Raw genomic sequence first — 11,444 nt, forward strand, 5'->3', positions numbered from 1 at the left:
TTCAGGCCGCTCGACCTGGGCAGCGGAAGCCCTTGAGCACATCGCTGCTGAGCGGGTTGGGCTGACTGCCGGAATTGATGTCGATCAACGCCTTGCGACCGTCGAATGAATATTCGACGCTCAGTCGACCCGGCGTCGCTGTGTTCACGATGCGCCCCTTTTCGAGCAATCGGAACAACGCCCATGGACCGCTGGCCAGAAAGGTCGAGGTAGGGCCCGAGATTCGCGGATTGGCCGTGATCTCCGCCATTGCACCGCCACGCGGTCCCGGCCAGTGAACGGTGAACGCCTGCACCGGGCCATGGATGTAGCGCTGGCCCTGCCCGTCGATGTCGATGATCAGGTCGGTGATGCTGGGTTCCAGTTCGAGCACCCGCAGGTCCATCTTCCAGGCCAGCTTCTTGCCGCCCGCATCGCGGAAGAAAAGATCGCGGATCTGCTGGGCGCGGTAGAAGGCATCGAGGTTCGGCCCGCTCTGCGCCAGTAGCTTGAGCAGTTCGCCAAGCAATGTCGGCCCGGTGGTCGCGGGTATTGGCGCCACTGCACCGGCAACCCCCTCCGCGCCGGCGGAGGCCTGGACCATGTTCGGGTCCTTGTAGCGCCATGGGCGCACGCTGGTATCGACATAGGAAGCCAGGTACTTGTTGAAGAACTCGTCCGCGGCGCCGCTCACGGCGAAGACCTGCGTGAAGTCTTCGATGGATGCGTCCTGCGCTACCGCAGCCAGCGGATAGCGCCCCTCCACGCCACGCTTGCACGGTTCGCTGACCTGCATCGCCATCAGGCCCATGATGCGGTCGAGTTGCTGCTGGGCCTGATTGCGCAGGATGCCTGTGGAGCCGAGCGCCACCTTGTCACCGCCGCTCGTGGCCAACGCGGTCAGCACCTCGCGAAACGGTGCCGGGAGTTTCCCGGCCTCCAGCTTCAGCCGCGCACCGACTTCGGAGCCTCCGGGCGGCAGGCTGCCCGCCGTCAGCGCCGTATCGGCGACGACCAGCAGCGTGTAGAACTCGTTGACAAGGCCCGAGATCGTTTCGAGCCCCGGCTTGGCGCCGGCGGCTCCGGCGTTTCCGGCGCCGATGTCCGGCTGGCCCGTCACCACTTCGCGCAACGCGGCAAAGCGGTTGTCGACGATTTCCTTTTCGAGTCGTTCCTCCGCGCGAATGCCCAGATTCCTGCCTATGGCGCTGGTCTGCTTGCTCAGTTCATCGGAGGCCTTGTCCAGGAACCCCTTTTCCTCCTGGGCACGCACGACCAGCGGACGCGACAGCGTGGTTTCGCGCGCCGCCGCACGCGCCAGCCGCGCCAGCGGCGAGTCGGGCGCGGCAAACTGGCGCAGCACGCTCAGGTCGAACCCCAGGCTGGTGCCGGTGGTGTCGCCGCCCCCGACCGTGCGAATCGATTCGAGAAAGGCTTCCCAGTGCTGGGCATATTCGCTCAGATACTGGCGACGGATGTCATCAAGGAACGGATCGTTCTGCAACTTGCGGGCAGCGGCGTCGAGCACGGCCGAGGCATTGCGCCCCATCACCCATGCGTCGTCGTCAATGGCCTGCCCGACGAATTCCGGCAGGCGCTTGCTGAACACATCGTGGTATCCGTCGTAGGTGAAGAGGCCCGGCACCCCTTTCTCGAGCGGCAGGCCGCTGGCACGGGAGAACACGGTGCCGGCTTGCGGCCCGACTGCCCGGATCAATGTGAACTCCTGGGGGGCCTCACGCAGCATTGCCGCCTTGGCGCGTTCGTAGACGCGTTGCGTCGAGGTGTTGCTGTTCAGGAAGTCCTGCACGGCACGCACGAGCACCTCGTTGGGCAGCGACGCCGACTGCACCGGACGCTCACCGGAAAAGAGTGTCGTGGCATGGCCTGTCATCGAAGCACGTCCGCCAAAGGCTGCGGCACTGTCGGTGCGTTCCCAGTCCTTGAGAACCCAGTTGCCGACGTCCTGGGCGCCTCCATTCATGTACCGGTGCTTGTCGTGCAGGAGCTTGTAGACGCGCAGGGTTTCATAGGCGGCCTTCGCGTCGCCGTCCTTCATGCTCTGCGTCAGCACGGCCTCCATGCGCTGCAGGATGGTCGGCAGCAAAGTGTGGTCCTGCAGCTGGGCATAGGTGTCGGCAGTCGCTGCAAGCACCGGTGGCACGCTGTACAGGCCATAGCGAAAGCTGCCCGGCGGGCTGTCGACGTCCAACCCCGTGTAGCCGGGCAACTCGCGTGCGCCATTCAGCACATCCGGCACGCCGGACGGCTTGAAATTGCCGAACAGCGCGCTCACCTGTCCCGCGAGCACGTCGGTACGCTGGCCAACGGTGTCCAGGTATCGGCGGTTGTTTCCGAAGCTCACTGCCAGCGCACCGGCCAGCCACATGAAGATCACCAGCGCCAAGGCATGCCCCAGCAGGCGCAAGAGCCGGAACCGAAATTCCCAGCGCAGATTGGGCCTCACCAGGTGAGCTTCCGGGATGACGACCTTGGTCAGCAGCTCCTGGAGGAAGAACCCTTGCTGACCTTGTTCGGACGACGTGCCCGCGGCCTGCATATTCGAAGATGACGACAGGCCGAGGCTGCGCTGCAAGCGCTGGACCAGCGTCCCGGGGTCGGCGGGCACCTCCATATGGGCTTGCGCACCGCTCGTGAAATACACGCCGCGCAGCGTGTCGTGCAACTGGGTCCTGTCGAAACGCGAGACCAGAAAGATCTGGTCCAGCATCGGCACCAGCGGCACAGCCAATGCGGCCAGTTCCTTGGGCAGTGCGAACAGGCGCTTGCGGCGCTCGACGTCGAACTCCTCGTTCAGCCTCGCTCGAAGGCCATCGGCCAGCCGGTCGTTGAGCAGCGCAAGCTCCGCATCCACCTGCGTGCGCAGGGTGTCTCTGACCTGCACGCCGGGCCGCACGTTCTTCAGGCCGCGAAATGGCAACGCGAAGCCCCAGGCCTGCATGCGCCCTTCGCTGGTGAGCGCTTGAAAGTATTCGCTGAAACCCCGCAGCAGATCCATCTTCGTGACGACCACATACACGGGAAAGCGAATGCCCAACTCCTGGCGCAGTTCGGTCAGGCGGTCGTGCACCAGGCTCGCATGCTCTGCACGCTCCATCTCGGTCATGGTCAGCAGCTCGGCTGCATCGAGCGCGACGATCACGCCGTTGAGCGGCGCACGCGTGCGGTGCTTGCGCAGCAGACCGAGGAAAGCGAGCCACTCGACCGGATCGGTCGTGGGATTGCGCTCCTGAGTGGTGTAGCGGCCTGCCGTGTCGATGAACACGGCCTCGTTGGCAAACCACCAATCGCAATGCAACGTGCCCCCTTCCGACTTGAACACCACGCGCTTCGAAGCATTGCCCATCTGGCGCGCCAGGGGAAACTGCAGCCCGGCATTGAGCAGCGCCGTGGTTTTTCCTGCACCGGCGCTGCCGATGACCATGTACCAGGGCAACTCGTACAGATAGCGATTGCCTTCGAACAGGCGACGCAATCCACCGCGACCGCGCAGGCCTTTGAGTTGCGCCAAGGCGCGACGGACTGCGGCGGTGACCGTCTTGATCTCTTCCTTGGCCGTCTCGTCCTTGCCCGCATCCTTTCCGAAGCTCAGCACCTTTGCGAGCAGGTCCTCGTTGTTGCGCAAGGCCTGCCAGAAACGATAGAGCCAGTACAGCGCATACAGCAGCAGGATCGCGCCAATGATCGCCACGCGCACGCCGGCCGACGCGAGCGGCTTGGCCGCACCTATGTCCAGCAAGGGGCCCGCCTGCCAGAGCAGCAGGCACAGCGCGGCCACCCCGACAAGACTGTACGGCCCCGAAACGAGCCAGAGGATGCCAAGCACCAGCAGCAGCACGATGAAAGCCACGCGCACGCCAACCGAAGCCAGCGGACGCAGTCCATCCACGGCAAGCAGAGGACCGACGAACCAGATCGCCATTGCCAGCAGCACCATGACGACGAAGGCCAGCATCTGCCGGGAAAAAAGAAATGCCAGGAACTGTTTGAGGTATTGCATGAGTGACTCCCGCTCTGCCTCTAGCGCGCCGCCGGCGTTGCGGCTGGCGACGCGGCACTACCGCCGTCGCCCTGGATGACGACGATGTCGACACGGCGATTCCTGGCGCGCCCGGCGGCGGTTGCACCGTCGGCCAGCGGCATCGTGTCGCCGCGCCCTTCGGTACGAATGCGCGACGCCACCACGCCCTTGCCCAGGAGCACGGCGGAGACTGCATCGGCCCGCTTCTCGCTCAATACCTGGTTGTTGGGAAACTCGCGGGTCTTGATCGGGCGGTTATCGGAGTGGCCGGTGATCTGGACGGAACCCGAGACCTGGTTGATCTCGTCCGCCACCTTGTCCAGGACCGGAAGGATCTTTGCGTTCAGGCGCGCCTGACCCGGGACGAACATGTCGTCGCCCCTGAACGTGACTGCGCTGCGGTGCTCGTCCTCTTCCACGCTCACGGTGCCGCGTGTGATCTCGGGAGCCAGCAGCTCTTTCAGGCGCAGCGGTTTGACCACAGGCGCTGGCGGCGCGGGCGGCGGGCGCATCCGGCCGATGGCGGCGATGCGTTGCTCCACGTCGGCGCTGGTCTGCAACAGCTGGTACTTGTACCAGGCGAAGAGTCCGCACAAGACCAGTGTCAGCAGCGACACCGTCACCCACACCGGAATGCTGCGCAACAGGCCGAACGTACCCGCGCCCACGCCCTTCCAGTGCGGGGAGAGATCGCGCGGAACTTCACCGCGCGCCGTACCAAGCAGCGTGAAGAGCCGATGGCGAACCGTCTCCAGCTGCCGGCGCCCGTTGGTCGCCGTGCCGAAGCGTCCTTCGAAGCCCAGCCCCAGGACCTGGTACATCAGCTCGAGCAGATCGATGTGCTCCTGCGGGTTGGCGGCCAGGCGCCCGACCAGCAGGAAGAACTTGTCGCCGCCCTTCGTGTCACCGTGGAATTTCGCGGCCAGCTGCTGTCCGGCCCAGATGCCGGCCTCGCCATTCTTGCCACCGCCCCACTCCGTGCTGTTGGCCGCCTCGTCGAGTGCGGTACACAGCGAATAGCTTGCCGCGACCACATGCTCGTGCCTGATCTGCGCGCTGCCGCAGAGCGATTGAAAGCTCGCGACCTCACGCTCCAGCAACTGATGCAGGGTCGTCACCCCTTCGCTGCCAAGCGTCGCCGGCATGTCCGCGAGTGCGCGCAGCAGCGGCTGCGCCGCCTCGAGCAGGGGATTCCTGGCGGCAGTGACTGCGACCAGGCGCACTTGCATCGATGGCTCCGGGGCGAGATGCACACCCTTCTCGGGATCGCCCGGCCGGGAATCGTCGGGTGAAGAGCCGGCAGACGGATCGAGCCCTCTCGAGTCGTCGTGGAGCTCTTCATTGTTGCGCATGGGATCGTCGAGGAAGGGCTTCATTTCTCTCGCACACCCCAGAGTTCAAGACGCAGACCGGGGAACTCGCCCGCCACGTGCAATGCCAGTCCGCCATGCTTGACCATGTGTTCCCACAGCGGCCCGCGCGAGTCGATCTGGAAATAGACAAAGCCTGCGTTGAAGGGAATCTGGCGCGGCGGCACCGGCAGCGTTTGCAGCGGAATGCCAGGCAAATGAGAGCGGATGAGTTCGCCGAGCCGATCGCTCGGCCCGACCTTGCAGCGCGCCGGAAACTCGCTGGCCAACTGATCGGGCGGCGTATGAGCGGCCACGGCGAACACGAGGCTGGAGAAGCCTTGCAGTTCCGACGGCTCGACACTTGCCACGCGCACGCCGTTGGCGCGATTGGCGAGGGGAATGCTCTGCGCGCTGCGAACCAGCACATCGTTGAGCAACGCCTGCACATCGGCGATCAGTCCTCTGAAAGACAGGCAGGGATCGATGTGCCGGTAGGCCGGATGCTCGATGGGGCGCCGCGTGCTCGCGCGCACAAACGTTGCAAGCTCGCCGCTGAGGGAACACAAGGCGGTGTAGAGCACTTCCGGCGAGGTCTCCCGCACGCGCAGCCAGTGTTCGAACAAGGGCTCGTAGCGATTGAGTATCTGCAGCAGCAGGAAGTCGGACACTTCGGCCGATTCGCTCGATTTGCCATCATTGCCGCTGAGCCGGGCCGCGAGTGTTTGCGCGCGAAGACGACACAGGCCGTGCAGGTTCGTCACCCAGTCCGCCAGCAGCGGGCTCGCGCCGTAGCCGGCGACGGGCGGGATCAGATACGGATCGGTGGCGATGCTTCCGTCGGAGCGCAGCACCGTCACCTTGGCGAGCGGAAGACCGATCCAGGCATCCGTCAGCTCTCTTTGCGGAAGCAGGCGCAAGCGAAGGCGCGAAAGCTGCACCGTCTTGGGACCTTGCCCGATGGAATTCGCGTCACGCAGTTCGGTGTCGAAAACCGAGAAGCGTGCGAGCGAGGCCGCAGCCGCAGCCCCGTCGTCGAAGGTCGTTTCCTCGCCGTTGGGCGTGCGAATGGGCACGGCCAGATGGATGACCTGCTCCAGATGCTCCGGCTGGATGGTGAGCGGTGCGGGCGGCAGCGTCTGGCCGGGGGCATCGAAAGGCGTGCCGTCCGAAAAAATGCCCGCGGCACTGGCAAGCACGAGCTTGCCAAGGGACAGGGACTCGGCGTCGATGCTGTAGTGATTGAAGCCCCAGTAGAACGGGCTGAGCGAGGCTGTGCGCTTGTGCGCGAGGTGTTCGAGATAGCGCTCCTGCTGCTGGAACAGCTGCGGGCGCAGGAAGAGCCCTTCGCTCCAGGCGACTTTGTTGTACCAACTCATGGGATCGATCGTTGTGCGTTCAAGTCGCAGGCCTATTTGAGGGGGGTGAGCTGGATGCCCTTGGCTTGAAGGTCGATCTGCAGCCTGAGCTTGTTCGCCGGCAGGACCGAGCGGTACCAGGCGACTTCCGGTGCGGGATCGATCTTTTGCACCGCTCGCCAATCGGCTTGCGCGAGATCGCGATAACCGGCGACGACACCGATGGCAGCGAGGTCGGGGTGCGACTTGCGGCGGATGGTCTTGACATCGCCTGGCCGCAGGATGAATTCGTCTCGAACGAGCAGTTCGCTGCCAATCAGGGCCTTGTCATTGCTGGAGAGCGAAAAGTAGTCGGCTGCTTCGAAGACGCCTTCCGACTTGAGTTCGTAGATGCGCACCAGGATGGGCGCCGCCCTCCCCTTGTCGTCGGGATTGACGCCGGCCTCAGCCGTGATCGTGATGTCGAGCTTTGTCTGCTCTCGCGGATAGGAGAACTGGGCATGCGAGGGCTGCGCCGCGAGCAGCGCGAACGCCAGGACGAGCGACGAGAGCACCACGAAAAGCCATTGCCGCGAGGCGGTTCGCCGGGGACAAGGCACATTGAATGACATGCTGGAAAGGACGTGATGAGATCCGGAGACGGGGACAGCCATCGGCAGCGCAACGCACTGTCGTGCGCCACGCTGTCCGGGGTCGAGAAGCCCTGAGCGGACTCAGGCCCTGCCGTTGCCGTCAGGACTCCTTGTTGCCCTTGATGTCGTAGCCGGCCGTGACGGCACCGCCGCTGCCACCCTGGGCGTTCTGCACCGAGTACTCCTGCTTGATCTTCGAGAAAGACAGGCGAACGCGTTCCCTGACGCGCAACTCATCGGCGTTCGAACCAAAGGGCTGGACGGCGGTGATGATCACGTCGGAGAACGTGAACTTGAGGTACTCGAGCGGATTGCCGCCGGCCTTGCGGACGGTGAGCTTCGCCTCCTGGACGTGCTTGCCTGTCAGGCAATACTTCATCAGGTTGGGACTCGATCGATCGACGTAGTGCTCGAACTCCAGGTCCTCGACCGTGGCTTTGCCGGCGCCGCCGCCCGAGCCTGCATGCATGGTGGATTCCTGGAAGGCCTTCCAGTTGAAGGCCAGGACCTCGATCTCGTTCTTGTGATCGGAATCCTGGGATTCACCTTCGATCCCATTGATCTTCAAAAAAATGTCTTGCGTCATAAAAACTCCCTGAACTTTGTTTTTTCAATAGCTGACTGATGCTCTCCAGCGCCCCGTCGGCGCTTCGAGCGACTTCGCGGGTGGCGTCTTCGCGCCACTTCATCGAACGACTTGGAACGGTTGGAAGCGGGCCGGTCAGGCCGCCTCCTTGAGAGACGGCAGCTTCGCGACGAGGCGCAGTGAAACGGTCAGACCCTCGAGCTGGAAATGCGGACGCAGGAAGAACTTCGCGCTGTAGTAGCCGGGATTGCCCTCGATGTCTTCCACCACGACTTCAGCCGCCGCGAGCGGCCTGCGCGCCTTGGTTTCCTGCGACGAGTTCGCGGGATCGGCATCGACGTAATGCATGATCCATTCGTTGAGCCAGCGCTGCATGTCCTCGCGCTCCTTGAAGGAACCGATCTTGTCGCGAACGATGCACTTGAGGTAGTGCGCGAAACGGGTGCTCGCGAACAGGTACGGCAGGCGGGCCGACAGGTTGGCATTGGCCGTCGCGTCCGGGTCCATGTACTCCTGCGGCTTCTGCATGGACTGCGCACCGATGAAGGCGGCGTGATCGGTGTTCTTGCGGTGCACCAGCGGGATCAGGCCTGCCTTGGCGAGCTCGGCTTCGCGGCGGTCCGAGATGGCGATCTCGGTCGGGCACTTCATGTCGAAGCCACCGTCGTCGGTCGGGAAGGTGTGGCATGGCAGGTTTTCCACCGTGCCACCCGACTCCACGCCGCGGATCATCGTGCACCAGCCGTAGAGCTTGAAACTGCGGTTGATGTTGACGGCCATGGCATAGGCCGCATTGCTCCAGACGTAGTTCCGGTGATCAGCGCCCTCGGTTTCCTCTTCGAAGTCAAACTCGTCGACCGGGTTGATCTTTGCGCCATAAGGCAAGCGGGAGAGAAAACGCGGCATTGCGAGGCCGACGTAGCGCGAATCCTCGGTGTTGCGCAACGAATTCCAGGGTGCATGTTCGAGGTTCGAGGTGATCTTCGCCAGGTCGCGGGGATTCGCAAGCTCTTGCCACGACTCCATGCCGAGCAGCGAAGGTGCCGATCCCGCGATGAACGGCGCATGCGACGCGGCCGAGATCTTGGCAATGGCGCCGAGCAGTTCGACATCGGGCGGCGTGTGGTCGAAGTAGTAGTCCGCCACCAGGCAACCGTAGGGCTCGCCGCCGAGCTGTCCGTACTCTTCCTCGTAGATGCGCTTGAAGATCGGACTTTGGTCCCAGGCAATGCCCTTGTGGCGACGAAGCGTGCGACGCACTTCGTCCTTCGACACATCCATGAAGCGGATCTTGAGCTTCTCGTCCGTCTCGGTGTTGTAGACCAGATGGTGCATGCCGCGCCAGGCTGACTCGACCTTCTGGAACTCTTCCTTGTGCAGCACGAGGTTGATCTGCTCCGAAAGCTTTCGATCGATCTCCGCAATGATGGCCTCGATGCTGCTGTAGGCATCGTCGGTCATGGTCGCGGCATTGACGAGCGCCTGCTCGGCCAAAGTGCGAACGGCCGCTTCGACAGCGCCGCGGGCCTCCTCGGTCTTGGGCTTGAACTCCCTGTCCAGCAGGGACGCAAAGTCGGAGGGATTGGCGTACTGCGCCGTCACGGGTGCATCGAGCACGGATTCGCTTGTGGTGTTCATTTGAAGTACCTTGGTTCGGATTCACACCGCCGAGTCGGCAGTCGGTGCATCGTTGTGATCTGTTGCCGTCCGGGGCTTGGGCGCCTGCGCCAGTGATTTCATGAGCGCGGGGTCTTGCAGCAGCTTGTTGAGCAGGCCTTCGGCACCGGCCTTTCCGTCCATGTATGTCTGGAGATTGGCAAGCTGGGTGCGCGCCTCGAGCAGCCGGCTCAACGGCTCGACCTTGCGAGCCACGGCGGCCGGCGAGAAGTCATCGATGCTCTCGAAGGTGATGTCGACCATGAGCTGGCCCTGGCCCGACAGCGTGTTGGGTACGGCGAAGGCCACGCGCGGCTGGATTGCCTTCATGCGCTCGTCGAAGTTGTCGATGTCGATGTCGAGAAACTTGCGGTCGGCCACCGGCGGCAATGCCTGGGTGGGTTTGCCGGAAAGGTCGGCAAGGACCCCCATGACGAAAGGCAGCTCGATCTTCTTCTCCGAGCCGTAGATCTCCACGTCGTATTCGATCTGCACGCGTGGCGCCCTGTTGCGGGCGATGAATTTCTGACTGCTGTTGTTGTTTGTCACGAAAACTCCCTGATGAAAACTAAGAAATAGAGCCCTGGAAACACTGCGCTTCGACGCTTCAGACGTATTCGGTATGGCAGGTGACGACATCTCCTTCCTGCAAGTGCGGCCCTGCTTTGCCGAGCGGTCCTGCGTCGACGGAGATCCGGGCGATCGTTCGCTTTTCCTGCAAGGCGGCGAGCCACTGCCGCGACAGGACCGGGAGCAGGTTCTGCTCGATGAAGCCCGTCAGGCGGCGTGCGCCGGTTTCATGCGTGCCGCATCGATCGACGATGTCGGCCACCAAACCCGGGGCGCAGTGCAGTTCGATGCCATGCTGCTTTCTCATCCGGTGGACCACATGGTCCAGATGCAGCGAGACGATGCGGCCCAGGGCCTCCACGCCCAATGGCAGGTAAGGCACAACGGACAGGCGCCCCAGGAATGCGGCCGGGAAAATCTGGCGAAGAACAGGCTGCAGCGCTTCGCGCAGAGTTTCGACCTCGGGCAACGATGCAGGGTCTTCGCACAGGCTCTCGATGAGTTCCGCACCGGCGTTGCTCGTCAACAGGATGGTCGTGTTGCGAAAGTCGATGCGGCGGCCTTCGCCATCCTCCATCCAGCCCTTGTCGAAGACCTGGTAGAAGATTTCGTGGACGTCCGGATGCGCTTTTTCCACCTCGTCGAGCAGGATCACGCTGTAGGGCTTGCGGCGCACGGCCTCGGTCAGAACACCGCCTTCTCCGTAGCCCACGTAGCCTGGCGGCGAGCCCTTCAGCGTCGAGACGGTGTGCGGCTCCTGGAACTCGCTCATGTTGATGGTGATGAGGTTCTGCTCGCCGCCATACATGGCTTCCGCAAGCGCCAACGCGGTTTCGGTTTTGCCGACGCCCGAAGGACCGGCCAGCAGGAAGACGCCAACCGGCTTGTTCGGATCTGTCAGACGCGCCCGCGACACACGGATGCGCTCCGCAATCGCGGCAAGCGCGCGGTCCTGGCCGACCACACGCTCTCCGAGCGTGGCTTCGAGCCTGAAGACCGCGGCAACTTCGTCCTGCACCATTCGACCCACGGGTATCCCGGTCCAATCTGAAACGATGGCCGCGATCACCGACTCGTCCACCTGGGAAAGAACCAATGGCGTGTCCTGCTGACGCAGCAGGAGCTCTTCTTCCAGGGCATGCAGTCGCGGGGGGGGGGCCCCCCCCCCCCCCCCCCCCACCCCCCCCACCCCCCCCCCCCCACAATTTAAAAGCGAATTTAAAATGATAAAAAAACACCCTTAATAATTACACCACCCCCACGGGGGAGAGC

7 protein-coding genes and 1 pseudogene are annotated in these 11,444 nt (G+C 63.6%); all 8 read right to left on the reverse strand.

Annotation, left to right across the window (positions count from 1 at the left end):
* Position 1 precedes the first annotated feature (1 nt).
* Positions 2 to 4,000, reverse strand: a complete 3,999-nt coding sequence (gene tssM, locus J2W23_RS20675) for a type VI secretion system membrane subunit TssM (protein WP_307650065.1) — start codon at positions 3,998 to 4,000, stop codon at positions 2 to 4.
* Positions 4,001 to 4,020: 20 nt separating this feature from the next.
* Positions 4,021 to 5,397, reverse strand: a complete 1,377-nt coding sequence (gene tssL / locus J2W23_RS20680) for a type VI secretion system protein TssL, long form (RefSeq protein WP_307650066.1) — start codon at positions 5,395 to 5,397, stop codon at positions 4,021 to 4,023.
* Positions 5,394 to 6,749 carry a type VI secretion system baseplate subunit TssK gene (gene tssK / locus J2W23_RS20685; protein WP_307650067.1) on the reverse strand — a complete coding sequence of 452 codons (1,356 nt, stop codon included), beginning with the start codon at positions 6,747 to 6,749 and terminating at the stop codon, positions 5,394 to 5,396. Before tssK ends, tssL begins: the two co-directional genes overlap by 4 nt.
* 32 nt (positions 6,750 to 6,781) lie before the next feature.
* Positions 6,782 to 7,282, reverse strand: a complete 501-nt coding sequence (tssJ, locus tag J2W23_RS20690) for a type VI secretion system lipoprotein TssJ (RefSeq protein ID WP_307650068.1) — start codon at positions 7,280 to 7,282, stop codon at positions 6,782 to 6,784.
* A gap of 178 nt (positions 7,283 to 7,460) precedes the next feature.
* Entirely contained in the window at positions 7,461 to 7,946 is a 486-nt protein-coding gene (locus J2W23_RS20695; RefSeq protein WP_176657603.1) for an Hcp family type VI secretion system effector, read from the reverse strand.
* Between the two features lie 135 nt (positions 7,947 to 8,081).
* Complete coding sequence (gene tssC, locus J2W23_RS20700) at positions 8,082 to 9,584, reverse strand: type VI secretion system contractile sheath large subunit (protein WP_176657604.1); 1,503 nt, start codon at positions 9,582 to 9,584, stop codon at positions 8,082 to 8,084.
* 21 nt (positions 9,585 to 9,605) lie between these two features.
* Positions 9,606 to 10,151 (reverse strand): type VI secretion system contractile sheath small subunit, encoded by a 546-nt coding sequence (gene tssB / locus J2W23_RS20705; protein WP_176657605.1) that lies wholly within the window; start codon positions 10,149 to 10,151, stop codon positions 9,606 to 9,608.
* Between the two features lie 58 nt (positions 10,152 to 10,209).
* Positions 10,210 to 11,331, reverse strand: a pseudogene (locus J2W23_RS20710) (AAA family ATPase); the annotation flags it as partial.
* Positions 11,332 to 11,444: the final 113 nt, after the last annotated feature.

The organism is Variovorax boronicumulans, from assembly GCF_030812215.1.
Taxonomy (GTDB): Bacteria; Pseudomonadota; Gammaproteobacteria; order Burkholderiales; family Burkholderiaceae_C; genus Variovorax; species Variovorax boronicumulans_C.

Excerpts from the sequence above, each read along its gene's own strand:
- tssC (WP_176657604.1), bottom strand. The coding sequence starts at position 9,584 with ATGAACACCACAAGCGAATCCGTGCTCGATGCACCCGTGACGGCGCAG.
- J2W23_RS20695 (WP_176657603.1), bottom strand. The coding sequence starts at position 7,946 with ATGACGCAAGACATTTTTTTGAAGATCAATGGGATCGAAGGTGAATCC.
- tssK (WP_307650067.1), bottom strand. The coding sequence starts at position 6,749 with ATGAGTTGGTACAACAAAGTCGCCTGGAGCGAAGGGCTCTTCCTGCGC.
- tssL (WP_307650066.1), bottom strand. The coding sequence starts at position 5,397 with ATGAAGCCCTTCCTCGACGATCCCATGCGCAACAATGAAGAGCTCCAC.
- tssM (WP_307650065.1), bottom strand. The coding sequence starts at position 4,000 with ATGCAATACCTCAAACAGTTCCTGGCATTTCTTTTTTCCCGGCAGATG.